The sequence below is a fragment of the Mesorhizobium sp. LNHC252B00 genome (assembly GCF_000502955.1).
GTDB lineage: Bacteria > Pseudomonadota > Alphaproteobacteria > Rhizobiales > Rhizobiaceae > Mesorhizobium.
This window is the reverse complement of the sequence record NZ_AYWO01000006.1, coordinates 83,137-108,706: the sequence shown is the minus strand read 5'-3', so window position 1 is coordinate 108,706 and position 25,570 is coordinate 83,137. Positions and strand designations below refer to the sequence as shown.

General features: G+C 59.9%; 23 protein-coding genes and 4 pseudogenes. 12 read left to right on the top strand and 15 right to left on the bottom strand.

Annotation, left to right across the window (positions count from 1 at the left end; translation table 11 throughout):
- Positions 1–39: 39 nt before the first annotated feature.
- The 5 genes from X744_RS159060 to X744_RS01000000169555 all read right to left on the bottom strand — a co-directional run bounded on the left by X744_RS159060 (position 40) and on the right by X744_RS01000000169555 (position 5,025).
- Positions 40–1,371 carry an FAD-binding oxidoreductase gene (locus tag X744_RS159060; protein WP_023758782.1) on the bottom strand — a complete coding sequence of 444 codons (1,332 nt, stop codon included), beginning with the start codon at positions 1,369–1,371 and terminating at the stop codon, positions 40–42.
- 2 nt (positions 1,372–1,373) lie between these two features.
- The gene (locus tag X744_RS159065; protein ID WP_023758781.1) at positions 1,374–2,093 is read right to left on the bottom strand and encodes an SDR family NAD(P)-dependent oxidoreductase; all 720 of its coding nucleotides are present in this window, start codon (positions 2,091–2,093) and stop codon (positions 1,374–1,376) included.
- Entirely contained in the window at positions 2,090–2,581 is a 492-nt protein-coding gene (locus tag X744_RS159070) for a MarR family winged helix-turn-helix transcriptional regulator (RefSeq protein WP_023758780.1), read from the bottom strand. Before X744_RS159070 ends, X744_RS159065 begins: the two co-directional genes overlap by 4 nt.
- A 233-nt stretch (positions 2,582–2,814) precedes the next feature.
- Complete coding sequence (locus tag X744_RS159075) at positions 2,815–4,461, bottom strand: ABC transporter ATP-binding protein (protein ID WP_023758779.1); 1,647 nt, start codon at positions 4,459–4,461, stop codon at positions 2,815–2,817.
- Between the two features lie 255 nt (positions 4,462–4,716).
- A complete protein-coding gene (locus X744_RS01000000169555) occupies positions 4,717–5,025 on the bottom strand; it encodes a hypothetical protein (protein ID WP_245266552.1) in 309 nt (102 codons plus the stop codon).
- A gap of 177 nt (positions 5,026–5,202) precedes the next feature.
- On the opposite strand from X744_RS01000000169555, the pseudogene X744_RS1000000175055 reads away from it, so the two are divergent.
- Positions 5,203–5,352: pseudogene (locus X744_RS1000000175055) on the top strand (ISAs1 family transposase); the annotation flags it as partial.
- 730 nt (positions 5,353–6,082) lie between these two features.
- Here X744_RS1000000175055 and X744_RS159085 read toward each other — a convergent pair.
- Positions 6,083–6,439, bottom strand: coding sequence for a low affinity iron permease family protein (locus X744_RS159085; RefSeq protein ID WP_023758775.1), 357 nt, complete (start codon positions 6,437–6,439; stop codon positions 6,083–6,085).
- Between the two features lie 522 nt (positions 6,440–6,961).
- Between X744_RS159085 and X744_RS159090 the strand changes: the two genes are divergently transcribed.
- Entirely contained in the window at positions 6,962–7,261 is a 300-nt protein-coding gene (locus X744_RS159090; protein WP_031260057.1) for a DUF1236 domain-containing protein, read from the top strand.
- Between the two features lie 116 nt (positions 7,262–7,377).
- Here X744_RS159090 and X744_RS159095 read toward each other — a convergent pair whose 3' ends face one another.
- On the bottom strand, positions 7,378–7,737 hold the full coding sequence (locus X744_RS159095) for a hypothetical protein (protein ID WP_023758771.1): 360 nt from the start codon (positions 7,735–7,737) through the stop codon (positions 7,378–7,380).
- A 29-nt stretch (positions 7,738–7,766) separates the two neighbouring features.
- Between X744_RS159095 and X744_RS1000000171880 the strand changes: the two are divergent.
- Positions 7,767–7,967 (top strand): annotated as a pseudogene (locus tag X744_RS1000000171880) (CsbD family protein); the annotation flags it as partial.
- Between the two features lie 277 nt (positions 7,968–8,244).
- Here X744_RS1000000171880 and X744_RS1000000170950 read toward each other — a convergent pair.
- Positions 8,245–8,682 (bottom strand): hypothetical protein, encoded by a 438-nt coding sequence (locus tag X744_RS1000000170950; RefSeq protein WP_023758769.1) that lies wholly within the window; start codon positions 8,680–8,682, stop codon positions 8,245–8,247.
- 511 nt (positions 8,683–9,193) lie between these two features.
- On the opposite strand from X744_RS1000000170950, the gene X744_RS159110 reads away from it, so the two are divergent.
- Positions 9,194–9,541, top strand: a complete 348-nt coding sequence (locus tag X744_RS159110; RefSeq protein ID WP_023758767.1) for a hypothetical protein — start codon at positions 9,194–9,196, stop codon at positions 9,539–9,541.
- Positions 9,542–9,717: 176 nt separating this feature from the next.
- Here the strand turns inward: X744_RS159110 and X744_RS0136610 are convergent, their stop codons facing one another.
- The 3 genes from X744_RS0136610 to X744_RS159115 all read right to left on the bottom strand — a co-directional run bounded on the left by X744_RS0136610 (position 9,718) and on the right by X744_RS159115 (position 12,169).
- On the bottom strand, positions 9,718–10,512 hold the full coding sequence (locus X744_RS0136610) for a DUF4055 domain-containing protein (protein ID WP_245266579.1): 795 nt from the start codon (positions 10,510–10,512) through the stop codon (positions 9,718–9,720).
- Positions 10,409–10,852 carry a hypothetical protein gene (locus tag X744_RS1000000175050; RefSeq protein WP_245266583.1) on the bottom strand — a complete coding sequence of 148 codons (444 nt, stop codon included), beginning with the start codon at positions 10,850–10,852 and terminating at the stop codon, positions 10,409–10,411. The genes X744_RS0136610 and X744_RS1000000175050 overlap by 104 nt, the downstream gene beginning before the upstream one ends.
- 408 nt (positions 10,853–11,260) lie before the next feature.
- Positions 11,261–12,169: a LysR substrate-binding domain-containing protein gene (locus tag X744_RS159115; protein ID WP_023758764.1), complete on the bottom strand. Its 909-nt coding sequence runs from the start codon at positions 12,167–12,169 to the stop codon at positions 11,261–11,263.
- 92 nt (positions 12,170–12,261) lie between these two features.
- Here X744_RS159115 and X744_RS159120 point away from each other — a divergent pair, with 92 nt between their 5' ends.
- The 4 genes and pseudogenes from X744_RS159120 to X744_RS1000000173580 all read left to right on the top strand — a co-directional run.
- Entirely contained in the window at positions 12,262–13,812 is a 1,551-nt protein-coding gene (locus X744_RS159120) for a trimethylamine methyltransferase family protein (protein WP_031260047.1), read from the top strand.
- Positions 13,813–13,842: 30 nt separating this feature from the next.
- The gene (locus X744_RS159125) at positions 13,843–15,492 is read left to right on the top strand and encodes an ABC transporter substrate-binding protein (protein ID WP_031260045.1); all 1,650 of its coding nucleotides are present in this window, start codon (positions 13,843–13,845) and stop codon (positions 15,490–15,492) included.
- Positions 15,493–15,587: 95 nt separating this feature from the next.
- Positions 15,588–16,004, top strand: a pseudogene (locus X744_RS1000000173585) (B12-binding domain-containing protein); the annotation flags it as partial.
- Between the two features lies 1 nt (position 16,005).
- A pseudogene (locus tag X744_RS1000000173580) lies at positions 16,006–16,355 on the top strand (cobalamin-dependent protein); the annotation flags it as partial.
- 85 nt (positions 16,356–16,440) lie between these two features.
- Here the strand turns inward: X744_RS1000000173580 and X744_RS159130 are convergent.
- The 3 genes from X744_RS159130 to X744_RS159140 are packed head-to-tail and all read right to left on the bottom strand — an operon-like array spanning position 16,441 to position 19,908.
- The gene (locus tag X744_RS159130) at positions 16,441–18,426 is read right to left on the bottom strand and encodes an FAD-dependent oxidoreductase (protein WP_023758759.1); all 1,986 of its coding nucleotides are present in this window, start codon (positions 18,424–18,426) and stop codon (positions 16,441–16,443) included.
- 44 nt (positions 18,427–18,470) lie between these two features.
- Positions 18,471–19,265 carry a pyrroline-5-carboxylate reductase dimerization domain-containing protein gene (locus X744_RS159135; protein ID WP_023758758.1) on the bottom strand — a complete coding sequence of 265 codons (795 nt, stop codon included), beginning with the start codon at positions 19,263–19,265 and terminating at the stop codon, positions 18,471–18,473.
- Between the two features lie 13 nt (positions 19,266–19,278).
- Complete coding sequence (locus X744_RS159140; RefSeq protein ID WP_023758757.1) at positions 19,279–19,908, bottom strand: TetR/AcrR family transcriptional regulator; 630 nt, start codon at positions 19,906–19,908, stop codon at positions 19,279–19,281.
- A gap of 148 nt (positions 19,909–20,056) precedes the next feature.
- Between X744_RS159140 and X744_RS159145 the strand changes: the two genes are divergently transcribed.
- The 4 genes from X744_RS159145 (at position 20,057) to X744_RS1000000175980 (ending at position 23,800) form a co-directional block, all read left to right on the top strand.
- Entirely contained in the window at positions 20,057–22,093 is a 2,037-nt protein-coding gene (locus X744_RS159145) for an NADH:flavin oxidoreductase (protein ID WP_023758756.1), read from the top strand.
- A 50-nt stretch (positions 22,094–22,143) separates the two neighbouring features.
- Entirely contained in the window at positions 22,144–22,746 is a 603-nt protein-coding gene (locus tag X744_RS159150; protein ID WP_023758755.1) for a dimethylsulfoniopropionate lyase, read from the top strand.
- Positions 22,747–23,232: 486 nt separating this feature from the next.
- Positions 23,233–23,646, top strand: coding sequence for a transposase (locus tag X744_RS159155; RefSeq protein WP_023758753.1), 414 nt, complete (start codon positions 23,233–23,235; stop codon positions 23,644–23,646).
- 19 nt (positions 23,647–23,665) lie between these two features.
- The gene (locus X744_RS1000000175980) at positions 23,666–23,800 is read left to right on the top strand and encodes a hypothetical protein (protein ID WP_023758752.1); all 135 of its coding nucleotides are present in this window, start codon (positions 23,666–23,668) and stop codon (positions 23,798–23,800) included.
- 633 nt (positions 23,801–24,433) lie between these two features.
- Here the strand turns inward: X744_RS1000000175980 and X744_RS159160 are convergent.
- Positions 24,434–25,474, bottom strand: a complete 1,041-nt coding sequence (locus X744_RS159160; RefSeq protein WP_023758751.1) for an EscU/YscU/HrcU family type III secretion system export apparatus switch protein — start codon at positions 25,472–25,474, stop codon at positions 24,434–24,436.
- Positions 25,475–25,570 lie beyond the last annotated feature (96 nt).

The window sequence follows — 25,570 nt, the reverse complement described above, 5'->3', positions numbered from 1 at the left end:
GTTCCACTTTCGCTGCGTCACGCTCTCTTGTCGGAGCGCTTATAATCCAGTGATCGGCGCGACCTTCGATCCGTCCGAGAACCGCGACCACCGGAAGTCCTTGGGATCGACGATCGGCGGCCGTCCGGTGACGATATCGGCCATCAGCCTGCCTGCCGCGGGGCCGATGCCGAAACCATGGCCCGAGAAACCGGTCGCCACGTGAAAGCCGGGAACGCTGTCGACCGCCGAAATGACGGGAATGGCGTCGGGCGTGACGTCGATATAGCCGGCCCAGCGCTGCGCCACCTGTGCCTTTTCCAGAGCCGGAAATGCTTTGCGGGCATTTGCAAGGACGCGCTCCGAGCTTTTCTTGGAAGGCTTTGGATCGAGCACGCGGCAGTATTCGAAGGGGCTCGCCTCATCCATCGCCCAGCGGGTCGGCATCCTTGCCTCGTCTAGGAAACGACCGCCCAGGCGGAATTGCAGCGATCGCCACTCTGTCTTCCAGGCCGGAAGAAAATCGCGCGCATAGCGAAAGGAGTTCGGCACGAGGTCGACGACATTGCTCATGCTGGAGGCGACGGTGTAGCCACCGTCCTGGCGCTTGCGTATGGCGAAGTTTTTTGCCCACACGGCCTGGTCCGGCCCGTTCTCGACCGGCGTCGTGCGAAGAACCGTGTTCATGACCTTCAACTGCGGCAGATCGAGACCAAGCGTTCCGCAAAACAGGTTCGACCAGGCCCCTCCGGCAAGGACGACCGCCTTGCAGGCAATGAAGCCGCGTTCGGTCACCACGCCCGAGACGGCGCCATTCGTCGTCTCCACGCCGCGCACGGCGCATTCCGTCAGTATGGCGGCGCCGCGGTCTCGTGCGGCTTCGGCAATTGCAGGCGCGGCCTTCTGCGGCTCGGCGCGACCGTCGGCGGGCGTGTAGAGCGCCCCTTTGACGTCGAGATTGGAGCCGGGGAGGAGGTCACGCAGTTCACCCGGGCCGATCATTCGCGACTCGAACTGATAGCCTTCGAGATGGCGTCCCCAGCGCTCGTGCTGTTCGTATTCCTTGTCGTCCGCGCATGTGAACACAATTCCGGCCCGGGCATAGCCAGTGTCTCGTCCGGTCCGTTCGGAGAGCCTCGCCCATATGCGCAAGGCCTCCGCCATCAGCGGAACCTCGCGTGGATCCCGCCGGGAAATGCGAACCCAGCCCCAGTTGCGACTGGACTGCTCCTGTCCGATCCCGCCCTTCTCGCACAGGGCGACCCGCAAGCCTGTCTCGGCCAGTTCAAGTGCCGTCGCGGTGCCGATGATGCCGCCGCCGACGACGACACAGTCGACCTCCTTTGGCAGCTCGGTATCTCCATGGACGGGGACGACGAACGGTCCGGGCATGCTCAGTAGGACTCCTCGAGCTGGCAATTGATAGAAAATTCCGCGACGCTCGCATGATCGGGCAGATCGAGAAGCAAGCCGATGATCCGTGCGAGGTCGTCCGGATCGGTCATCAGCGCATCGGAGCGATCGGTGATGCCGCGGGCCATGTCGGTGGCGACGAAACCTGGACAGACGGCAGTGGCCCGAATTCCGAGGTCCCACCCCGCCTGCCGAATGCCGTGGGCCAGCGCGACTGCGGCAAATTTGGAGATCGAGTAGGATCCCGCGGTCACGGACTTGACCCGCTTGCCAGACAACGAGGCCAGTATGATCACCCGGCCCGCGGGGCTCGCCGCAAGCGACGCCCATGACGCGCGCACCAGACGGCGCGGAGCCTTGACGTTGATCTCGAACATCAGATCGAGATCCGCGTCGTCGATGTCGATGACCGACTTCGGAATCATGATGCCGGCGCTGGCGACAACCGCGTCGATCCGGTTGAAGGCATCAATGGTGCCGTCGACCCACGTTTGTTCACTGCCGGCTTCCGCGGCATCGTACGGGAACACGCGGACGCGTTCGCTATCGGCCCAGTCGGGCTGCACCGATGCGCGCATGCCAAGCGACAATGTCCAGCCCGTCTCGAACAGGTGCCGGGCGCAAGCCGCACCAATGCCGCGGCTGGCACCGGACACGAGTGCCACACGCTGGCCGGCTCGGATTCCCGCGGGTTTCCTCATTGGTCGAGTCCCGCGGTGCGGCGATAGACACGCCGCAATATGTCCAGCAGACGCTTCTGGTCTTTCTCAGGCACATCGGCGAAGAAATCGCTGGATTGCTTGGTGGCGATCTTGCGCACCTTGCGGGCAAGGTCTGCCCCCTTTTGGGTGATGTGGAGCTCCTGTGCGCGTCCATCGTCCGGCGCAGCCTGACGCGTGATCAGTTCGTGATCGATCATCTGGTCGACCAGCCTGCCCATGGCGGAGCGATCGCGCATAATGAGCTGCGCGATGACCGATGGCCGTATTCCTGGATGGCTGTCGACAAGGAGCAGGGTGGTGATCTTGCCCGTTCCCCGGGCAACATCGAGACCTTCCAGGCGGTCATCGAGATCGCGAGAAAGCGCTATGTTGATGCTGCGGATATAAAAGCTCAACGTGTCTTCGAGGACATCCAGCCCGACCGTCTCGACAGGATAAGGCGGACCTTTGTTCTTCTTCACCGGCATCGAACACTCTCCAGAGGCTGTCGTGGACAGCCTTCATCGAGATCTCCAGGGTATGATTGAGCGAGTAGTGGATAAATGCAACTACTTTTAGTGGACAAACGCAACTATTCCGCTCAGCAGGAGACCGGCGCGGCACGCATCGGCAGCCTGATCAAGGAGCAGACATGCGGCCGCGCCTTTGTCGGCACGGTCATCTATTGTTCAGGGGAGGAGAGCTTCAGGGTGGCCGCGGCTCAAGCCGCCGGGATCCAATCCTTGCCGGGAATGGCGGAGATCAGTTGCCTCGTATAGGGGTGATGTGGCGACCGGAATATCTGCGACGGCGGGCCACACTCCACGACTTCGCCGCGGTTCATCACCAGAATTTCGTCGCAGATCCGGCTTGCCACCCGCAGGTCGTGAGTGATGAAGATCATGGCGATCTTTATTTCTTCCTGGATGCTCGCCAGCAGATCGAGAATCTGCGCCTGGATGGAGACATCGAGAGCCGAGACCGCTTCGTCGGCGACCAGGACCTTGGGGTCCATCATCAGGGCTCGTGCGATGCCGATCCGCTGACGCTGGCCGCCAGAGAATTCGTGCGGAAAGCGGTCGTAGGCACCCTCGTCGAGGCCGACCAGACGCAGCAGCCGCAGCGCCTTCGCGCGCGCTTCCGGGGCCGACAGGCCGTGCGCCATCGGGCCGACGGTGAGGATCTTGGCGATCGTCTGGCGCGGATTGAGCGAGGCGAACGGATCCTGGAAGATCATCTGGATGTGCGGCCGCATCGGTCGGAACTCGGAGTCCGAAAGCGCCGCGATATCCTTGCCGTCGAACAGGATGCTGCCTCCGTCGCTGTCCAGGAGTTTCAGCAGGACGCGGCCCAGCGACGATTTCCCCGAGCCGGACTCGCCGACGATGCCGAGCGTTCTGCCCTGGCGAACCTCAAAGCTGACCTGCTTGACGGCGTGCACGATGCGGGACCTCGAGAAGAAACCGATGCCCGGCCGATATGTCTTGTCGAGTTTCTGCACCTCCAGCACGATCGGAGTATCCTCACGCGCCTTCGTTTCGCTCTCGATCATATGCGGGACGGCGGCGATCAGCCGCCTGGTGTAGGGATGGCTTGGATTGCCCAGAACGGCGGCGGCGGCGCCTTGTTCGACCATCGCGCCTTTCTCCATGACGATGACGCGATCGGCGATTTCCGCGACGACGCCAAAATCGTGCGTGATGAACATGACGCTCATGTTCCTTTCGCGCTGCAGCCGCCGGATCAAGGCAAGTATCTGCGCCTGGGTGGTTACGTCGAGAGCGGTGGTCGGCTCGTCGGCGATCAAAAGATCAGGCTTGAGCGCCAGCGCCATGGCGATCATGACGCGCTGGCGTTGCCCGCCAGAGAGCTGGAACGGATACTGGTGGCGCAAGACCTCCGGTTCCGGCAGGCCGACTTCGCCAAGCAGGTCGACAACCGCCTTGGCGCGGGTCGCCGAGGTGCCGGACCGGTGTGCTTCCATGACCTCCGCCACCTGCTGGCCGACAGTCATCAGCGGATTGAGCGCGGAAAGCGGATCCTGGAAGATGATGGAGACCGAACGGCCACGCAGACTGCGCATCACGTCTTCCGCGGCGCTGGCGAGATCGTGACCCTTGAAGCGGATGCTTCCCTGCGCGATCCGCACCGAAGACGGCAGCAGGCCCATGATCGCGTTTGCGGTGACGGACTTGCCGGAGCCGGATTCGCCGACGATGCAGAGCATCTCACCCTTCCGCATGTCGAAGGATATGTTTTCGACCGCGTTCTGCCGCTCCATGTTCTTTGGCAGGCGGACGGTCAGATTTCGAACAGAGAGAACAGTTTGCTCGCTCGGCTCGTGGGTGGTCATTTCGCTCGGCGGCATTGCTTGGCCCTTCAAAGTCCAATGATCTGACAGCATACTAGCCGCACGCCCTGCCATCAGCGCAAGCCCCGACGTGAAGTCGCGTGGTAAGCGGTCTAATACTACAGTTGCGGCAGGGCAATCGGGTGAGTTAACGCGTGACAAGGGGTTTAGGAGCTGAATCTGTCGAGAGCATCTGATTCTTTGGAGGATGCACTGGATGGACGATGTAGCTTGCGATGCCGGTGCGTTGGCGGAAACGGTTGTTTTTCTGGGTCATTTCAGGATCTGCCTGATGGTCGGCAGAGTGCCGTCGACCTTCATCGGCTTGTGGATCATCAACAGCTTCGGCAGGTGCTCCGGATGGATCTCAAGCAGCGTGATCTTGATTTCTGGCTTGCACTGGCTGCAATCGAATTTCAGTTTTAGAGGATCGACACCGCCCCATAGACCATCATCAGGTCGGCCGAACGGCAATAACGGACATTGCCGCAACTGCACTCCGCCTTGACGAGCATATTGTGCCGGGTCGCCTTTCCCAGCGTGTCGATCGGATCGTGCGCCATGAGAACGAATAGAGAACATTTCTCTTGATCGTCAAGGCGCCTGTGGAATCTTTTCGTCATGAGCCACGAGCCCATGGGAGTGCCGCGTGAGCGAGCAGCATGCAGGCTTCGTCAAATCAAGGCGACCGTTCCCATTGGTTCTGCCAGCGACGTCGAACTCTTTGCCGCCGAGCAAAAAGCCCGCAATTTCAAGGACACCACCGTGAGCCGCGCCAGCACGGTCGATGGCGATCACGGTCGCATCGAGACCCGAGACATCACGGTTATCCACGATATCGACTGGCTTCAAAGGAGCCATCAATGGCCTGGCCTCAAGAGTGTCGTCATGGTCCAGAGCACCCGTGAGGCCGGCGGCAGGATCGTTTGGCACACAGAGCGATTTCTAGGGTAACTATTTCCTATGGCTAAGGGCTGGCTCCAGGGGGATCGGGTGAGTTGATTATCGTGAGATGACGCTTACGAGGAATTCGTCGTCCCAGGCCGCCACTTTTCGTGTCAATCGCAACGAATCCTTCCCATGCGCTCGTCGTATGAGATTGAGAGCCATGTGTTTTATGGTGGTGAAGTTTGCGGGGGCATGGTCTGTTCGCAGGCGGCACTCGTCATCGCGGAAGACCATGTCGAGTTTTCGACGGCCCAATGGTCGCGGATGAGAGGGCCAATCAGATTGGCCACGAGAACTAGCGAGGTGATGTAGAAACGCGTTTCGCGTTCGATCCTGCCACGTCAGCGAGCCGCGAGGGTCCGATCTCTTATCTTGCCCCAGTTGCGGGGTTTCTGACATATTCGCTCGGTCCGCGCGTCATCCTGTTGCGCGCGCGCAGCGGAAAGCGAAAGCAAACCTGCCTCACTGGGTCACAACTCGGCGCAGCGCCGCCCAAGGCACTTTGCATCGACTGCGGCCAATCCCAGGAGCGTCTTCGATACCTAGATAGCTATCCGCATGGCGTTGAGGACGCGACGTAGACTTACCGAAGGCCAAAAAAGCTCAGTATCAATAATACGACGACCACCGCTCCAACGAGCCAGATGATATTATTCATGATCTGCCTCCTATTGCTTCCGAAAGCTCGTGCTTAGCTAATAGCTGATTGGAATGGGCCAGATGCTTTCGCTGCTTCTTCTTCGAGCTTCACAACCTTTTCCCTGATCTCCTCCGGGTCGGCATGCTCCAGCCCGACAACGTCGTTTCTGGTTTCCTCAAGTGCAACGATGATCTCATCGAGTTTGGCGTGGATGGCGGCGGTGTCGCGATAGCCCTGTATCAGGACAACACCAGTGATCACGATGGCCGCGACCGACAGGGCATACGTAACCGTGTTTGTCAGGCCAAAAGGTACCAGCGCTGTGCAAAGCACCATGGCTATGAGCATCACATAAAACCCGGGGGGCCGGGAAAGAAAGTCGGCCGCGACGAAAAGGAAGCGGTTCATGCGAACCATTGTCCGTCAAAAGGCCAAGGCGAAGATAGCGATCAGCGCCGTGACCGCCACGCAGTACGGCACTGCCAGGAGCATGCCTGCCTCTAGAGACCGGGTTTCTTTGTCGCTTAACATTAGGGTCGCCTCATACGCATCGTTGAAGATAGAGGGTTCGCACGCCTCTCGGCAGAAGCGAGCGAACCCTTATCGGCGCAGGAAGAGACGTAGCTGCGCCGATCTACAAGATTGTCATCCAGCGATCGCGAGAAAAAGGTGACGGTCCCAAATAGCGGCGAGAGCACCCAGCGCGCTTGACTGACACTTCTATCCATCTGATTTCTCCGACTTTTCCGAGAAACAACACCCGCGAAAGTAAGCTGTTCCACGCAACGTCATGGGTAAGACTATTGCGTTTTGCTATCAGACTTTGGCCCCATGTCCCGTGGGACCGAAGCCCTGTCGGGGAACGCCTGCACCTGCTCGAAGTTTGGTTGGCTGGCGCGGAGTTCTGCGTCGATCTCATAGGAGGAAAACATGAGAATGCACCTTACCGGCGCCGTTGCGGCGTTTCTGCTCCTCGCAGGTATCGGCGCGGCCGCAGCCGAGGACGTGGTCATTACGCCTGAGCAGGACACGGTCATCCACGAGTATGTGAAGAAGCAGCCTTTGGCATCGGTGAAGGTTCCCGGCGTGGAACTCAATATCGGCTCATCGCTGCCAGACACCGTCGAGCTTCACGAAGTTCCGAACGTTAAATACCGCTATGTCGTGATCGACAATCGGACGGTTCTTGTCGATCCTGGCACTCGCAAGATTGTCAAGGTCTACGACTGAACCAGCCCTCCGGCCCGCCGCTGGCGGCGAGCCGACCCAACAAACCGTTCCAGCAGGCGCAAAAGCCCGCCACCTCCGGGAGAGGTGACGGGCCTCTTAGATACCAGCGAGGGGGACTATGAAATGCTGGCGATCCATAAACGTAAAAAAGCCGACCGAGTTTCCTGAAATATTAGACGGTACGAAAATGGACAAACCGTCGTGATCGTCTCGATCCGCACCTTGTCGCCAATTTCTTTGGCCATCCAAAGCCATGGTCGGTCTTTGCATCTCTTGTGCAATTGAGCCCGCGCCACTTGCGGGAGGCGCGGGCCGATCGGGCCGGTGAAATCCCGATCTTCGGCAGTGATGGGGTGAGCATCGCTTGCCGCAATCACAAACGTTAGAGGTTGCTTATGTTTGGTCAAGCCGTATCGAACGTCGGCTTCAGTCGCGGTTGTCGCTTCTGCGGTATTGTAGCGGAACCTCACGGCCATACGACCGTTTTTCCAACGAGGTCGCCACCATGGATTGGAACCGCGTCGAAGGAAATTGGAAGCAGGTCAAAGGTAAGGTCAAGGAACAGTGGGGCAAACTCACTGATGATGATCTCGACCGCATCGCCGGTAAGCGCGATCAGCTCGAAGGCAAAATCCAGGAGCGCTATGGCATTGAGAAGGATCGCGTACACCGCGACATTGACGACTGGTATGCTCGACAAGGCTGGTGGGAAGCGTTGAACCCGTCAATTCAGGGCGCCGTCACGGACCGCGCCCTTTTTTCAGCGGTCGAATGATGTTGGCTTCCAAGTCGCGGTTGCGCTCCCGCTTCTGACCCCCGTAGTCAGGAATGCGGAAGAAGACTGGCGGCGGTCGCGTCCCGCTGGATCTGGACCCGCTTCTGATCACTGTTGGCGCATTCGTGGAGCGCACGCCACCATGCGCTTCTCATGGTTGACGATATCCTTCGCCGTGATGGCGTCGCATTCGGCCGGCGTCTAGCGCTTACCGGGAAACGATATTCGTGATCCCGGTATGGCCGCGACACACGGTAAGGACAAGGCCGACATCGTAGTAAGGGACATACTTCGTCCCCTCCCACGACCCGGTGTAAGCGGTGGCGGCGGCCAGCAAAGCAAGTCCCGCTGCGCCGGTCTGGAGATAACGACTTTTCATTGGTTTGATCCTTTGGTTGTTGCGCCACAAAGGGGCGATGAGCGCCGCGCCGATCGTGACGAAGAGAAGGGAGGCGAAGACGTTTGGCGGGAACCGATCGCTGTAGAGCGGCAAGACCGCTTCAGCGCCGGAGAGAATGCCGGCAATCGCAAGGATGCGAACCGACCAAGCCCGCTTCAGGACATCGGGCCAGTTGTCGATGATCCTGATTTCGGTCGCACGAAGTGGCCTCCAGACGGCTTTCGCCGACAGAGGGAGGGCAGACATAGCGATGGTCCTTGGTTTGGGATCATTTTCCCGGCGTCGGGAAAATGGTCAGGCCGGCGACAAAAATGCCCCGACCGACGTTGCAGTGGATGAACGACGCTCGACGGAAGTCTAAGGTCGATCTAGCCCGCGCCGAATTGACGAAAGTTCTTCGTGACCGGCCGCCAGCAAGGAACATCGCGGTCTGCCACAAAGGGACCGACCATGACGCGCCTTACAAGCCTGAAGCGGAGCATTTCGTGATTTGCCCCATATGCGGCCAAGAGATCGACATAGGGGAGTTAGGCGAAGTGCTTCATCACGCCTAACCCGACCACAAGCCGTTGCAGTACCGCGACTAGCCGGTGATGCCGTCCGGAGCCGGCGTGATGACGATCAGCTTGACAGCCTCCGCCTCGGCGAAGGTCCTGGCGCGAAGGTTGCTTGCAGACGGCGCGCGAGAATATTAGCGATCGGGAACATACGGTTCCTGCTGGCGTTTATCGGGTGATCGGCCTTCTGGGAGGTTGCTATGAGAAAACTGTTACTTGCTTCGGTGATTGCCATCGCCTCCGCCGCTGCCACGGTCGTGCCTGCGGATGCACAATTCTTCGGTCCTGGCATCGGCTTTTTTGGTCCGTTCGGCGGCCTCGGCCCGTTCGGTGGTGGCCCCTTCTACGGCGGCGGCCCGTTTTACGACTATGGCGGCCGCTATTACGGCCCCCGCTATTATCGCGATTATTATCCCGGCTACGTGGCGCGCTACCCGCATCGCTACTATTACCGGCATCGTCACTATAACCGCTGTCACGTGAAGTGGGTGAGGCACTGGCACCATCACCACCGGGTGCTGGAACGCGTTCGGGTTTGCCGGTACTGACAAGGCCCGATTTGCTGCGGTTGCGCGGTAGGCGTGGAAGGTGCTGCGGCCGTTCATAGGAACACCTTCCAAGCGACAAAGGGGGTGAAGGCGACGCCGACGACGAAGCCGCCGGCCGCCCACAAGAGCCGATCAATCCACGGAGCGACCAAGGCTTTAGCTGCATGATGTGCCTCCTATGCCACGGCCGCTGAAGGGTCATCGACGTAGTCGTTGATGGCGTTCGGGTCGACGTTGTCCGTGGCGTCTTCCTCTGCGCCCATCCCGGTTGCTTCAGACGCGAGCGCATCGGCTTCCTTAACGGCATCGAACGAAGACGAAAGCTCGCCACGGCGCTGCACTTCGCTCCAGAACGTTTCGCGGGTGATCTCGCCAGCGACGCGGACCTTCAAGAGGCTATCGACCGACTGGCTGTCTTTGCCCGTCTCGTCGTCATACTCCGTCGCGACATTGACCGAGGGCGCCCGAACCGTGTCGGCCGCACCGCGATAGCGCTCCGCGAACACGAAAGCCCTCTCCAGCGCATCCTTCAGGTTGAGCGTCATGTTCTTGATCGCCGAGTTCTCGCGGTTCTCCCCGGCCTTGACAGAGGTCGCCGTGATGACGCCGGAACCCTTTTGGTGCGGCTTCATCGACAGTTCGTCCATTTCGGCCACAAGCCGATCGAGGTCTTTCTGACCGGCCTCGATCGCCTTGCCCTCCGCCTCGACGAAATACCACTTGCCTTGTGGGTCTTCCGTGATCAGCAGCGAGTTGGGGCCGAGTGTGGCGATCGGCTCTTGATCCCGGCCAGGTTTCTTCGCCGGCATCTTCACGCCGGAGCCTGCCAGCATCGGGAAGCGGGCATATTTCAGAATGTTGCGCTGATCAGAACCCGACTGCCAATGCTCGACGTTCTTCCATGCGAGATCGAGGAAGGGCGGCTTGACCGCGAACCCGGTCTTCGTGGTGCGGCGGCCAGTGAAGTAGATGGACGATCGAGACTTCGCCGAGAGTGTTCGGGCCGGATTGGATGATGCCCCACTTGCCTTCATTGCCCTTGTCGTCGGTCGCCAGTTCCCACAAATCCCATCCGTCGGAACGCCAATGGCGAACCCGCTTGACCGTGACCTCCGCAAAGCCGACGACGCGCTTGGTGTTCTCCCAAATGCGAGCGTCGATACATTGCGGCTTGCCCGACGCCGTGGTGATCGTGCAGGACAGCACGTCTTCAGCCCGGTAGTGAATGAAGTAGGGCCGAATGTTGCGGACTCGTAGCGATCTGCTGGCGGCGAGTTTGGCCGCAACGTCTCCGTTGCCAATCCGTCCCAAGAGCGCTCCAAACGGCCTCTTCAATGGGCTGATATGATCTGGGCGAAGGACGACTGAAGCCTCGACCGCCTAGGCCGCAACGGCGCGTCTCGACTTCCCTGCCGGCCCCCACCCCGTGCGGCAAGCCGAATGGGGACCCCGGGCGCCGCCATTCTTCGCGAGACAAGAAAGTCGTTCCTGCGCCGTCCTCCGCTTTGCTTTGGTCGCAAGCGATGCGTCGTCGGTCGCCTCCGGCCAATTGATCGCTATCGAGGCCGCATGGTGCGGGCTCGGCAACAGAAAACGGAGACTTACAATGGCTACCATCGGCACCTTCAAGAAGACCACCGCGAACGAATTCACCGGCGAAATGTCGTCAGATGCAGCAGCGCACCACTAGCACTCGATTTTGCATAACTTCGGGGCGACTTAAAACGAACTCTGCTTCGCTAGCCAATCTCTGACAACTGCCACATGCCCGGTAACTTCCTGAGACTTGGACCAGGCGACGTTGAATGATTTTCCGGTACGATGAACATGGTTGGTTACCCGAACCAGGCTCCCATTGCTTACCAGTCGGTCGGTTAGATGTGCCCAGCCGAGGGCAATGCCCTGACCTTCCAGGACCGACTGAATCACCGAGACATAGTCGTTGATGCGAAGGCCCTGGGGGGCGAGGGCGCCGTCAACCCCGGCCGCGGCCAGCCAGTCTGGCCAAGTTACCGCCGGCCGATGCGGCTCATCCAGGTGGATCAGTCGATGCTTGCATAAGTCCTCGATCGTTTGCGGCGTTCCGTGGCGATCGAGATACAAGGGGCTGCACAGAGGATATATTTCCTCTGGCGCCATCGGTAGCAGCCCGTAATCCGGCATGTCATCAGCGTCACCGCCCCTGATGCCGAGGGGTATGCCTTCAGCGGCAAGATCGAGATCGCGATCGCTGGTTTGGATGCGCAACTCTATTCCCGGCAACTCTTCCCGAAAACGCTGCAGTCTAGGAACGATCCATAACGTAGCGAACGCGGTCGATGCCGACAGCGTGACGTGGTTGCCACCGGCAGATGCCTTGAGGCGTTCCGCAGACTTCTGAATATGAGAAAGCCCAAGTGTCACGTCGGCAAAGAAGCGGGCCCCCGGTTCGGTAAGTTCGACTTTTCGATGCCGGCGGACAAAAAGCTTCGTACCGAACTGCTCCTCGAGGCGTATGATCGAGAGTGAAACCGCTGCCTGGGACATGCCAAGTTCCTTGCCGGCTGCTGTGAAATTGAGCAGACGGCCAGCTGCCTCAAAAGCGATTAGCCCATTCGCGGAGGGCAAGAGATGTCGCAAGCTACCCATAATCAGAGCTTATCGCATTGATTAGAATTTTCCAGCGTCACAGCCGAATTTCGTCTCGTTAAGATAACTGAATCTGGGAGGATGGAGTTTCCATGAACGCACCGGCCGCTGAAATAACCGAACCTGCCAACCGTCGAGCGGGTGGCCGCGTGGGGCGCAAGACGCTGCGCGGAATTCCCATGGCCTCTTTTCCGACCCTGGTCCGCAAGATCCCTGTGTATGAAATGGTCCCGGATGAGGCGGTGGAGTTGATCCATCAGGAGTCGCTCTCGATCCTCGAAGAGGTTGGTTGCGAATTCCGCGACGACGAGGCGATTGCCCTGTGGAAGGCCGCCGGAGCCGATGTTTCCGAGACGCGCGTCCGTATCGACCGTGCGCTGCTGATGGAACTGGTATCGAAAGTCCCGTCAGAGTTTACGCTCAATGCGAGGAATCCGCAGCGTACGGTGCGGGTAGGCGGCAACAACTCCATCTTCGTGCCGATGTACGGCGCGCCCTACGTGCGCGACCTCGACAACAACAGGCGTTACGGCTCGCTCGCCGACCTCAACAATTTCCACAAGCTCGCCTACATGGCGCCGGCACTGCACTCGTCGAGCTCGGTCATCTGCGAGCCGATGGAAATTGCGGTGCCGAAGCGTCACCTCCACATCATCCATTCGGCGCTGAAGCATTCCGACAAGCCTTTCATGGGCATCGTTACGTCGAAGGAACGCGCTGAAGACACGATGGCGATGGCCGGCATCGTGTTCGGCGAGGATTTCGTCCGCGACAATCCGGTCCTGGTGTCGATTACCAACTGCAATTCGCCGCTGGTCTGGGACGCCACCATGCTGGACGCGATGAAGGTCTATGCGCGCAGCAACCAGCCGGTGATCCTGGCGCCCTTCGCGCTGTGCGGCGCCTCGACCTCGGCCTCCGCCGTGGGGGCGGTCGCGCAAGTCAACGCGGAAGCGCTGGCGGGTGTCGCCTTCACCCAGCTGTTGCGACCAGGGTCGCCGCAGATCTACGGCCAGTTCATGGTCACCGTCGACATGAAGACCGGCGCTCCGATGGGCGGCACCCCGGAGGCCGCGCAGATGATGTATCTGATGGGTGCGCTGGCGCGGAAATACAAACTGCCGTGGCGCACCTCAGGCTTCCATGTCGGCTCGAAGCTGAACGACGCCCAGGCGGGCTACGAGGCGAACATGCTGATGCATGCCGCCATCCTCTCCGGCGCCAACTACATCTGGCATTCCGCCGGATGGCTCGAGGCCGGTCTGAGCTGCGGCTATTCGAAATTCGCGACGGACTGCGAACAGCTTGTCGGCTGGTACAAATATGCCGGCGGGCTGCCGTTCGACGATTTCAAGGAGGCGATGGCGGCAGTCCGCGAGGTGGGCCCGCAGGGCCATTTCCTCGGCACCAAACACACGCTCGAACATTTCGAGTCGGCCTTCTTCATACCCAGCATCATGGACTTCAATTCGTACGAACAATGGAAGGCTGAAGGGGCGAAGGACCACGACACGCGCGGTCGCGAGAAGGCGCGCAACATGCTCGCCGACTATGAGGAACCGAAGCTTGACGAGGGCATCGCCGACGGCCTGACGGATTTCATCGCGCGGCGCGAGGAGCGGCTGCCGGACAGCGTCAGTTAAAGACGTAACGGGAACAAAAGGGAGGAAAAAATGACACTCTTCAGAAGCAATGGCGACCGCGTCCCGGGCGCTATCGAGGCAATGGCGAAAGAGACGCGTGCAGGCCATATGGACCGGCGCGAATTCCTGGCGCTGGCCAGCGCCTTCGGCGCGTCGACGGCTTTCGCCTACAGCATGATCGGCCTTGCCGAGCCGACCAAAGCCCTGGCTGATGAACCGAAAAAGGGCGGAACGCTGCGTGTCGCGATGTCGGTCAAGGCGCAGAAGGATCCGCGCACCTATGACTGGACCGAGATGGCAAACGTCACCCGCAGCTGGCTGGAGCCGCTCGTCCGCTACACGCACGAGTTCACCTTCGAGCCGGTCCTGCTCGAAAGCTGGGACGTCAATGACGACGCCACCGAATACACACTGCATCTGCGCAAAGGCGTCACCTGGAACAATGGCGATGCCTTCAACGCCGATGACGTGGTCGCCAATCTGAACCGCTGGTGCGAGAAGGGTGCGTCCGGCAATTCCATGGCGGCACGCGTCGGCGCGCTGATCGACACAAAGACCGGCAAGGCCAAGGATGGCGCCATCACCAAGGTCGATGACCTCACGGTCAAGCTGAAGCTGACCGAACCTGACATCGCGATCATACCGGGCTTCACCGACTATCCGGCGCTGGTCGTGCATCGCGACTTCGACAAGGATGGCGCCGACCCGATCAAGAAGCCAATCGGCACCGGACCTTTCGAACTGGTGTCTTATGCGGTGGGTACGAAGGCGGTCGTCAAGCGTCGCGAGAACAGCAAGTGGTGGGGTGGCGAAACGCCGCTCGACGGGGTCGAGTTCATCGACTACGGCACCGACTTCAACGCCACGCTAAATGCCTTCGAGTCCGGCGAGATCGACCTCGATTTCGAAACGCCGGCCGACTTCATCGACGCCCTCGACAAGATGGATCTGGTAAAGTCGGAGGTCGCGACAGCGACCACGCTCGTTGCCCGCACCAACATCACCCACAAGCCCTATGACGACCAGCGGGTGCGCAATGCGCTGCAGATGGCCGTCGACAACAATGCCGTCATGCAGCTCGGCTACGCCGGGCTCGGCACGGTCGGCGAGAACCACCACGTCGCCCCGATCCATCCCGAATACTATCCGCTGCCCAAGAAGACACGCGATGCCGCCGCCGCCAAGAAGCTGATGGCGGATGCGGGGCAGGCCGACTTCGAGCACGAACTGATCACCGTCGAGGACGAATGGCAGAAGAACACCGGCGATGCGATCGCCGGCCAATTGCGCGATGCCGGCATTAAGGTCAAGCGTACGGTGCTGCCGGGCTCGACCTTCTGGAATGACTGGACGAAATATCCGTACTCGATGACCATCTGGTACATGCGGCCGCTGGGCGTCCAGGTGCTGGCGCTCGGCTATCGCACCGGCGAAGCATGGAACGAAACGGCCTATGCCAACCCGGATTTCGACGCCAAGCTGAAGCAGGCGCTCTCGCTGGCCGATCCTGCCAAGCGCAAGGAAGTGATGAAGGACGTCGAGCAGATCTTGCAGGATTCCGGCGTCATCATCCAGCCGTTCTGGCAGAAGCTCTACTGCCACATGAGCAAGAAGGTGAAGAACTACGGAATGCACCAGACCTACGAAATGGACTTCCAGAACGTCTGGCTGGACGCCTGATTTAACTCCCGCGACTTGCAAGCAAATGCTGCCGGCACCTATGACAAAGGTGCCGGCAGCCCGTAAATCACTGACAAGCAATTGGCGTAGGCAAAATGTCCGACGACGAGATCATCCTTTCCGAACTTTCCGACGACGAGTTGGTGCAGCAGATGCACGACGATCTCTATGACGGGCTGAAGGAAGAGATTGAGGAAGGCACCAACATCCTGCTCGAGCGCGGCTGGGCGCCCTACAAGGTGCTCACCGAAGCGCTGGTCGAAGGCATGCGCATCGTCGGCGAGGATTTTCGCGACGGCATCCTGTTCGTTCCCGAAGTGCTGCTGTCGGCCAACGCCATGAAGGCCGGGATGTTCATCCTGCGTCCGCTGCTCGCCGCCACCGGCGCGCCGAAGCAGGGCAAGATGGTGATCGGCACCGTCAAGGGCGACATCCACGACATTGGCAAGAACCTTGTCGGCATGATGATGGAGGGCGCCGGCTTCGACGTCATCGACCTCGGCATCAACAATNGACATTGGCAAGAACCTTGTCGGCATGATGATGGAGGGCGCCGGCTTCGACGTCATCGACCTCGGCATCAACAATGCGGTCGAGAAATATCTCGATGCGATCGAGAAGCATCAGCCAGACATCATCGGCATGTCGGCACTGCTGACCACGACCATGCCCTACATGAAGGTCGTCATCGACACGATGAAGGAAAAGGGCATCCGCGACGACTATGTCGTGCTGGTCGGTGGCGCCCCGCTGAACGAGGAATTCGGCAAGGCCGTCGGCGCCGATGCCTACTGCCGCGACGCGGCGGTGGCGGTCGAGACCGCCAAGGATTACATGAAGCGCAAGCACAACGTTCGCGCTTCNGGCGCCGATGCCTACTGCCGCGACGCGGCGGTGGCGGTCGAGACCGCCAAGGATTACATGAAGCGCAAGCACAACGTTCGCGCTTCATAGCCCCAAGGCAATCTTCCGTCCTTCGTGGAAGGCATAGGGCGCCTGGCGCGGGGCGACGCCATCGCCGACCTCCATGAAAGGCTGGGATGTGTTTTCCAACTCTTTTGCCAGCCAATTCGCTGCCACATTGGTGGTTGCGAGGACAAGGCAATCGCCGGGCACGAAGCTTTCTTCACCGGTGTTGTGATCAACGATGGTTGCGCCATCCCCGTGCCACGCCAGCACGCTGACATCCACCAGCCATGTAGCGCCAAGCTGACGCAATGTCCGCCGCAGCGGGAAATCGGCAGCGGTGCGCTGCAGTTCCTTGCCGACCAGCGGATCGGGCGTGAGAATGGTGACTTGGTGGCCATCCTCGGCAAGTTTCCAGGCTGTGCCACCGCCTCGCCAACCGCCGCCCTCATCGAGCAAAAGCACGCGCTTACCCGGCCGCGCAACGCGGGCCATAACGGACTCGATGGAGAAGACATTGCCTTTTTCGATGCCGGGCAGGCTCGGCATTGCCGGCAGAGCTTTCTGAAACCCGGTTTCAGGAGACACGGACCCCGTAGCAAGGATGACGATATCAGCTTTGAATGAGGCGATTTCCGAAGCTTCGACATAGGTGTTCAGTCGTACGTCGACGTTCAGTTGGCCGAGCTGGCGCTCATACCACCCAAGAAGGTCGAGGATTTGGCCGCGGCGCGGCTGCAGCCCGGCAAGCAGAAAGTTCCCGCCCAATCTGCTGGAGGCTTCGGTCAGAACCACGTCGTGACCCCGCTCGGCGGCAACGCGAGCCGCCTCGAGGCCGGCGGGACCGCCGCCGACGACAAGCACCCGTTTCTTGATGGCGGCTGCCGTGAACCGGTCACCACCCCACTCAAACTCGCGCCCCGCCGAGGGATTGATAAGGCAGCTGATCCAGTAGTCGCGCGAACGGCGGCCCCAGCACATCTGGTTGCAGGATATGCATCCGCGCACGTCTTCCGGCCGGTCCGCCGCAGCCTTGCGTGCCAGGTGCGGGTCGGCGATCTGGCCCCGCACGATCGAAACCAGATCGGCAGCTTTCTCGCCGAGCACGGTTTCGGCGTTTTCAGGCGTCCTGATATGGCTCTCGGCCACCACGAGGGCCGTCTTGACCACGCCCTTGAGGGTCGCCGCAAGATCGGCGCCAAGCTTCTCCGGGTAGAGAAAGGTCGGCATTATCTTGTAGAAATCGAGGTAGCTGCCGGTTCCGCAGGTCACGTAGTCGATCAGCTCCTGCTTATCATGCAGCCGAACGATCTCCGCCAGCTCCTGGCGACTGAGCGCGACAGTGTAGTCTGGCTCATCGCTGACCGAGAGCCCAACGATAAAATCTCGGCCGCATGTTTCGCGGATGCGGGTCAGGATCTCGCGGGAGATCCGCGTGCGGTTTTCGAGCGAGCCTCCCCACTGGTCCTGGCGTTGGTTTGTCCAGGGTGTCCAGAACTGATCGACCAGTCCAAGATAGGAGGCCCAGACTTCGACGCCATCGAAGCCGGCCTCCCGGCAGCGGCGCGCGGCCTGGACAAAGCCGTCGATGGTCTCCCAAATCTCATCCTCGGACATAGCGTGGGAACCGTCGCTGTCATGGTAGCTTGGAAGGCCCGAGGGCGACCAATGTGCATGAAACGAGTTGTCCGAATCGCCATGCGCACCGACATGATAGAGCTGCTGAATGGCGATCGCCCCGTGGTCCTTGATCGCGCGCGTGACCTGCTGGAAATGAGGAATGACGCTATCATCGCCAGGTCGAAAATTGCCGCGTGTCAGTACGGCGGCCTGATGGACGGGCATGGGCTCGACAACAATCATGCCGGCCCCGCCGATAGCTCGTTCAGCATAGTAGGCAACGTGTCGTTCGGTCGGCACGCCATTTTCGGCCATGTTGGCCGTATGAGCCCCGAACACGATCCGGTTTCGCAGCGTGCGGCTGCCCAGCTTTACCGGCGAGAACAGATGCGGAAAGAGTTTTGACATAGTATCTCACCAGCGGTCGGAGGGAGGCACGGCTCGTGCGGCTGTCAGGTGGCTTGTCCCATAGCCACAGATTTCTGAAGCGCTGCAGCAAGGCCGCCTCGCACGGCTGCTTCAAATCCGGCTGCGCGCATGGCCTCGATCGCTGCCGCGGTAGTGCCGCGGTAGTTGACGAAAGTCTGGACGATATCTTTGGGGTTTTCTGCGCGAGCCGCGAGGAGTTTGCCGGTTCCAATCAGCACCGCGCTGACGCCCCGCCGGGCAATATCTGGGTTCATCCCTCGGCTGACCGCATCGTCGATCATCGCTGCCGCCAAAAGCGCCGGAAAGGCTGGGCCGGAGCCTGTAAGGCCCGTCATATAGTCGATATCTGCTTCGCTTTTGACCTCATCGGCAGCACCACAGGCCTCCAGAATACGGCGAACGACATTGCGGTCATCCGCGGTGACCTCCTGGGAGCCTATCCAGGGACTATAGGAATACCGCACCTCTGCCGCTGCATTCGGAAGCGTGCGGACGACACGGTCGGTCTTGAGACGTTTAGCCAATTGGTCGAGAGGGATTCCGGCCATGACCGACATGACGAGCTTGCCATACGCAGAAATCTCGATAGCAGGCCAATCCTGGGGGCGGACCGATACGATGATGACATCAGATCGATCCGCCAGCTCCTGATTGTCCCTGGTCCATGTTGCGCTTGGCTGAAAGCCGGGTTGCCCGCTTCTATGAGAGAGAGTGAGTTGCTCGGGGAACACTATTTGCGCATCGATGATGGCCTCGGCGAAGGCGCGTCCAAGCCAGCCACCTCCGCCGATTATTCCGATGCTCAAGGGTTCGCCCATTGTCAAACCTGCCTCACTCCCCCGAATAGCCATGTCTGGCGAAGAACCGGTCTAGCTCGCGCTTCTGCGGGGCCTCACCTGTAAAGATCTCTACGTACCCGGGAATGCGGTTCATGCGGTTCGCGAGATCTTCCTTGGTCTGCATTGAGATGTAGCCAATCTGCACAAGGTAGATTGTGCGCGCTCGAACATCGGCTGAGCTTTCCTCGTAACCGAAGCGGACGAACATTTGGCTCATTGCATTGAGACGCGCCTGGTCGGCTTTATGCACCTCTGCCAGAATGTCAGGAGATTGAAGCGCCCAGCTTCTGACTGCGAACTCGAACTGTGAATCGAACAAGGACTTGTCGAGCCAGCAGTCGAAAACGTTTAGCATCGCTTCGGCGACCGTCTCGGCATAGGCCTCAGCCTGCTTTACGAGGTTGCCAGTGTTCTTGTCCCGCCAGCGGGTCACGAGGGAAGCCAACAGTTCTTCTCTATCCTTGAAGAACCAATAGAAGCTGGTGCGCGACAAGCCCAACTTCTTGGCCAATGGCGAAATTCTCACAGAGTCGACGCCGGATTCCAGAAGCAAGTCGTAGGCGGCTTCAAGCCACCCCTCCGGCGATCCGCGCCATCCGCTGTCGTTCGAAATTTGCTCCATGAGCGACGAACCTAACAAACTGTCAAAGTGAAAACCAGCAAAATGTACATCGATGTCTATTTAGTCGACGCCTCGGCTTTGAAACTTGACATATATGTACATTTTCGAATAGCGTTCGCATATACTGTCCCATCCCGGAGTCCGCCAGATGTCGAACGATCCCCTTCTGCAGCCGTACAAACTCAAGCATTTGACCCTGCGCAATCGCATCATCGTGACGTCCCACGAGCCGGCTTATCCGGAGGACGGCATGCCGAAGCAGCGCTATCTTGCCTACACGGTGGAAAGGGCTAAGGGCGGTGTGGCGATGACGATGACAGCCGGGTCCGCGGCGGTTTCGAAGGACAGCCCCCCGGTCTTCAATAACCTGCTCGCCTACAAGGACGAGATCGTGCCGTGGATCAGGCAGATGACTGATGCGGTGCACGAAGAGGGTGCCGCCATCATGATCCAGCTAACCCATCTTGGACGGCGTACACGCTGGGACAAAGGCGATTGGCTTCCGGTTGTGGCGCCGTCCCATCATCGAGAAGCCTCACACCGCTCATTTCCCAAGAAAATTGAAGACTGGGATATCGAACGCATCATCAAGGACTTCGCGGACGCAGCGGAGCGAATGAAAGCAGGCGGGATGGATGGGGTCGAGCTCGAGGCCTACGGCCACTTGCTCGACCAGTTCACGTCTCCGCTCACGAACGAACTTGACGGTCCTTATGGCGGTGCGCTTGATAACCGCATGCGCTTCTGCATGGATGTCTTGAAGGCGATCCGGTCACGGGTCGGCGAGGACTTCATCCTGGGCGTTCGCTATACCGCGGATGAATGTCTTCCCGGCGGCACTGGCAAGTCGGAGGGCATTGAAATCTCCAAGCGCCTCAAGGAAAGCGGACTTATCGACTACCTCAACGTGATCCGCGGCCACATCGACACCGATGCGGGCCTGACCGACGTCATTCCGATTCAGGGAATGGCGAATGCGCCGCATCTTGATTTTGCCGGCGAGATTCGTGCCGCGACCAACTTCCCAACCTTCCATGCAGCGAAAATACCGGATGTGGCGACTGCGCGCCACGCGATTGCATCGGGCAAAGTTGACATGATCGGCATGACGCGTGCCCACATGACGGACCCACACATCGTGCGGAAGATCATCGAAAAGCGCGAAGACGAAATCAGGCCCTGCGTCGGTGCCAACTACTGCCTTGACCGTATCTATCAGGGCGGGGCGGCATACTGCATTCACAACGCCGCGACCGGCCGCGAACTGACCATGCCGCACATCGTCCCCAAGGCAGAAACCCGCAGGAAGATTGTCGTGGTCGGCGCAGGTCCGGCTGGCCTCGAGGCCGCCCGCGTGGCGGGTGAGCGCGGACACGAGGTCGTGGTCTTCGAGGCCGCCAGCGACCCTGGCGGGCAGATCCGCCTGACAGCGCTGAGCCCGCGCCGCAAGGAGATGATGAGCATCATCGACTGGCGCATGGCCCAGTGCGAAAAGCATGGAGTGACCATCAAGTTCAATAGCTGGGCGGAGGCCGAAACCATCGAGGCGGAAAATCCCGACGTCGTCATCGTTGCGACGGGCGGGGTGGCGCATACCGACGTCCTTTCCAAGGGCAACGAGTTCGTGGTGTCGTCATGGGACATCATTTCAGGAGACGTGAAGCCGGGAAGCAATGTCCTCATCTTCGACGACGCGGGTGACCACGCGGCACTCCAGGCCGCGGAATTCCTCGCTGGCGCGGGAGCCAAGGTTGAGATCATGACACCGGACCGGTCCTTCTCACCCGAGGTCATGGCTATGAACCTCGTGCCCTACATGAGATCTCTTCAAAAACTCGATGTGACCTTCACCGTTACCTATCGACTCGAGTCTGTTGAAAAGAACGGCAACCAGCTCATTGCAAACGTCGGCAGCGACTACGGCGGTATATCCAAGCAGCGCGTCGTGGACCAGGTTGTCGTCAATCACGGCACCCTTCCGCTGGACGACATCTATTTCGAACTGAAACCGAAATCGACCAATCACGGCGAGATTTCGCATGATGAGCTCATTGCCGGACAAGCGCAGTCGGTGGTGCGGAATCCGCAAGGCCTATTCCAGCTCTTCCGCATCGGAGATGCCGTTTCAGCTCGCAACACCCACGCTGCGATCTACGACGCACTTCGCTTGGCGAAAGATATCTGATTGCCGGGCGGCGGACGACGACGTTCGCTCTTCATAACAAGGGTTCGGTCATGGTCAGAAGTGACGCGCTGCAATATTTTGTAGACACCGCATTCGTGGCATTCGACCGGTTCTCCCACGACCTGCGGTCGCGCCGATCGATCATCCAGCTCTTCGCCCAAGCGGAGGTTCCCGGGCCTGAAAGGACCACGGCTGGGAGCCGTTTGCCAGTCTGTTCCTATCTCGGCCCGGCGTTGGCAGAAGAGACGGTTCCGTCCACACTTCGCAATCTGGTCGAACGCTTCAAGGCGATCGAGCCGTTGCTCGAATGGCGTCTGAAATCGAACCCCGACCCGTCTGCAAGCAGCAATTTCCGCGACGGTCATGCCAACGCGATGATACTTGGCCCAGGCGGCATTGAGGACAGAAACGATCTGTGGCTCGGCGTCACGTTGATGGCGCCTCGCGTCCGCTATCCCGACCACGATCATCCGCCGGAAGAGACCTACCTCGTGCTTTCGCATGGCGAGTTCAAGCAAGCCGACAAGGATTGGTTTTCGCCGGGCACCGCAGGTTCATTCTACAATCCGCCGGGCATCAAACACGCCATGAGATCGCTGGATGCGCCGCTATTCGCTTTCTGGGCGCTGTTGGTGGATCAAACTCATCACTGAGCTTGGCCGAAACCCGGCCGCGGCTCGAGGAAGCAGCCCATCAAGGTTGCCCTGTCGGTGAAGCGCGTTTCATCAATAGCTTCGCCTATCGACTTGGGTTGACCGCGGACCGTCAAGGCGCCGCCGCGCCTGAAGAGGCACCTTGATCAAAGATCGCGGAATGGTTGCTATACGTCGACTTTCACATGGCCGACCGGGTTCGAACAGCAAGCAAGGATATAACCGTCGGCAATCTCTTCGTCGGTGTGTCAATTACCACCGAATCGGACCCTGGTTTTTCGCGCAAAAGGAATTTTGTACGCCGATCCACACATTGCGCAGCCTGACGGCTCCTTTGCCTGCATACCGGTTGGATGACGCGCGAGACGGCGACGCACTTCAAGCTGTCGGCGGAGCCGCAGTTTTCCCGTAACCGCCCGATTGTCACCGCCTGCCTGACATCGTCGTGATGGCGTCGTTTGCGGCGTGTCTTGTGCGAGGTTTGCGATGCGTGTCGAGATTCTTGGTGCTGAACGGCGGCGTCGCTGGGGTGATAAGAAGAAGCTCGACATCGTCATGTCGGTTGGAATTGAGGGGGCGACCGTGACTGAGGTTGCCGAGCGGCATAATGTGACGCGGCAGCAGATTTACATCTGGCGGCGAGAGCTGAGGAGGAAGGGGCTCTTGTTGCCGTCGGCGGGTCCCATGTTCCTTCCCGTGGACATGCCCGTGGCGCAGAGCGAACCCCGTATGGGCAACGGCACTGACAGATTGTCAGGGTCGCTGGTTGAGTTGCAACTATGCTGTGGGCGGAACCTGCGCTTTGACAGAGAGATCGATCTTGCCACTCTGACCCGGCGAACAATCGCGGCCGGATCGAGAGCGAGCTTGCCAAGCGGCGCGGTGAATTGGAGCGGATGATCGACCTCGGATCAAAGGCGTGATCTCGGCCGATCGCGTGGTCGAGCGCAAGGCTCCGCTCGACGCCGAGATTGCTTGGCTTGAGGCCGAGCTTGTCGTCGCGCCGCCGATCAGTGCCGTGGAACTTCATCCGGGCGGGCGCCTTCGCCTTTGAAGGAGAGGTTCTGGCGCGGGCGTTCCAGACGACCTTCGAGCGCCGTGAAACGCCGCTTCCCACCGAGACTCTATTGGCGCTGACGACGGGCTTCGCCGAGGCAAAGCAAGTCCAGTGGGCGGCGTTTCTGAGACGGACCGAGGTCGCCCTCGCACAAGAACCACTTCGAAAATCCAGGCGCGCATCGCCGAGCTTGTCATGCCGCCCACGATCGCAACGACGGAGGCTGCGCCTTTCAATGCGCGTTGGGCGGCAGGCGGTCCCTGGGTCGACAGATAAACATTTGCGCAACATCAATGCAGCCAGTGCCGAGACCTGCCGAGACCCCGATGGCATTGGTTTTCTAAGCGCGATATGGTTTGATGACGCTGGTTTTAGACTAGGGGCAGATTCGGGCGCGTCGCCAGAGGACGAGAAGGGCATAAATCGTCCGACTGGTCCCGATAGTTGGCGAAACCTCATAAAAATTTTCACGGCGATTTTCTTTTTAAATTCAATACTGTAACTTTTTGACGGGCCCAGCGTCGGAATCTTCTCACCGTCAGAATAAATTTGTCAGCAATTTCAGTTGGTGCATGCTGTTTAAACAATTGAGTGGGAATGCTTGCCGGGCACTTCTGCGGCGATCCTGCCTCAGGTGAGCCCGTGCCGGACGAGATGGCGAACGACCGGCGAAAACATCTGCTGGCCGATATAAGATCCGGTGTTCGCCTGCTCGAAGAGTGTTTCGGCGGCTGCCGCATCCTCAACTATGGGGATACCTGCCTGGCGCGCTTGAGCCATTATCTCGTGGGCGGCGCGGCCCTGACCCTTGCCGACGACCGTCGGCACAGGCGTTTCGCCCTTAACGTAGCGCAACGCCACGGCGCGGTCGGCGGACGCGAAAACGATGACGGCATTTTTCACGCCCAGCTTCGCAAGTTGCATCACCGTTTCGCGCCGCTGTCGCTGCTGTTCATGGCGGATCAATGGATCTCCTTCGAGATCCTTGTGCTCGCGCTTGTATTCAGTTGTCGTCATGCGCATGTCGCGAAGGAACAGCCAGCGCTGAATGGGAACATCGATCAAGCCGATAACGACAAAGGCCAGGGCAGCGGCAACTCCAAGGGGCGTCAGCACCGCCTTGATAATCGGCTCCAGACATGACTGACCGCAGCCTGGCGCATCGAAGAGCGGCTGCAGCCATTCGGCCAAGACGAATACGAACAGGCTTGCCAGCAACACCAGCTTAATCAGGCCCTTGATGAACTCGACGACGTTGCGGAGCGACAGGACTTTCTGAAGGCCCTTCGCCGGGTTTATGTGATCGAACTGCGGCTTGAGCTGCTCAAACGAGAAGACCGGCCCGAATGTCCCCAGCATGCCGAAGGCCATGGTGAAAACGACAACGATCCCGACCAGCGGCAATGTCGCAAGCATCAGCAACGAAAACGAATGGCGGATGGCCCGCAAACTGACCTCCCCGAACGAGCCGCCGGGCACCGTCACGGTCTGCACGAGTTCCGAAAGGCGGCTGAAGAGCATCGGCCAGGAAAAATAAAGATACGCGAGCGCTGCGAAAAGCGTGAAGCCGGAGACCAGGTCGCGGCTTTGCGAAACCTGGCCTTTGCGGCGGGCGTCACGAAGCTTCTTGTCGGACGCTGGTAATTTCTTTTCCTCAGCTTCTTCGGCCATGTTGCAATCTTATCGCACCGTCGTGGTTCCAGTGGGCCGCGCTGGCCTGTGTAAGGTGGGCGGGCTTGAATACGGAGAGGTGGATATGCGGTTGCA

What these genes read in the sequence shown, in the direction of transcription:
- X744_RS159060 (WP_023758782.1), bottom strand. Translation starts at nt 1,371, where the DNA reads ATGCCCGGACCGTTCGTCGTCCCCGTCCATGGAGATACCGAGCTGCCA.
- X744_RS159065 (WP_023758781.1), bottom strand. Translation starts at nt 2,093, where the DNA reads ATGAGGAAACCCGCGGGAATCCGAGCCGGCCAGCGTGTGGCACTCGTG.
- X744_RS159070 (WP_023758780.1), bottom strand. Translation starts at nt 2,581, where the DNA reads ATGCCGGTGAAGAAGAACAAAGGTCCGCCTTATCCTGTCGAGACGGTC.
- X744_RS159075 (WP_023758779.1), bottom strand. Translation starts at nt 4,461, where the DNA reads ATGCCGCCGAGCGAAATGACCACCCACGAGCCGAGCGAGCAAACTGTT.
- X744_RS01000000169555 (WP_245266552.1), bottom strand. Translation starts at nt 5,025, where the DNA reads ATGTTCTCTATTCGTTCTCATGGCGCACGATCCGATCGACACGCTGGG.
- X744_RS159085 (WP_023758775.1), bottom strand. Translation starts at nt 6,439, where the DNA reads ATGAACCGCTTCCTTTTCGTCGCGGCCGACTTTCTTTCCCGGCCCCCC.
- X744_RS159090 (WP_031260057.1), top strand. Translation starts at nt 6,962, where the DNA reads ATGAGAATGCACCTTACCGGCGCCGTTGCGGCGTTTCTGCTCCTCGCA.
- X744_RS159095 (WP_023758771.1), bottom strand. Translation starts at nt 7,737, where the DNA reads ATGGCCGTGAGGTTCCGCTACAATACCGCAGAAGCGACAACCGCGACT.
- X744_RS1000000170950 (WP_023758769.1), bottom strand. Translation starts at nt 8,682, where the DNA reads ATGTCTGCCCTCCCTCTGTCGGCGAAAGCCGTCTGGAGGCCACTTCGT.
- X744_RS159110 (WP_023758767.1), top strand. Translation starts at nt 9,194, where the DNA reads ATGAGAAAACTGTTACTTGCTTCGGTGATTGCCATCGCCTCCGCCGCT.
- X744_RS159115 (WP_023758764.1), bottom strand. Translation starts at nt 12,169, where the DNA reads ATGGGTAGCTTGCGACATCTCTTGCCCTCCGCGAATGGGCTAATCGCT.
- X744_RS159120 (WP_031260047.1), top strand. Translation starts at nt 12,262, where the DNA reads ATGAACGCACCGGCCGCTGAAATAACCGAACCTGCCAACCGTCGAGCG.
- X744_RS159125 (WP_031260045.1), top strand. Translation starts at nt 13,843, where the DNA reads ATGACACTCTTCAGAAGCAATGGCGACCGCGTCCCGGGCGCTATCGAG.
- X744_RS159130 (WP_023758759.1), bottom strand. Translation starts at nt 18,426, where the DNA reads ATGTCAAAACTCTTTCCGCATCTGTTCTCGCCGGTAAAGCTGGGCAGC.
- X744_RS159135 (WP_023758758.1), bottom strand. Translation starts at nt 19,265, where the DNA reads ATGGGCGAACCCTTGAGCATCGGAATAATCGGCGGAGGTGGCTGGCTT.
- X744_RS159140 (WP_023758757.1), bottom strand. Translation starts at nt 19,908, where the DNA reads ATGGAGCAAATTTCGAACGACAGCGGATGGCGCGGATCGCCGGAGGGG.
- X744_RS159145 (WP_023758756.1), top strand. Translation starts at nt 20,057, where the DNA reads ATGTCGAACGATCCCCTTCTGCAGCCGTACAAACTCAAGCATTTGACC.
- X744_RS159150 (WP_023758755.1), top strand. Translation starts at nt 22,144, where the DNA reads ATGGTCAGAAGTGACGCGCTGCAATATTTTGTAGACACCGCATTCGTG.
- X744_RS159155 (WP_023758753.1), top strand. Translation starts at nt 23,233, where the DNA reads ATGCGTGTCGAGATTCTTGGTGCTGAACGGCGGCGTCGCTGGGGTGAT.
- X744_RS159160 (WP_023758751.1), bottom strand. Translation starts at nt 25,474, where the DNA reads ATGGCCGAAGAAGCTGAGGAAAAGAAATTACCAGCGTCCGACAAGAAG.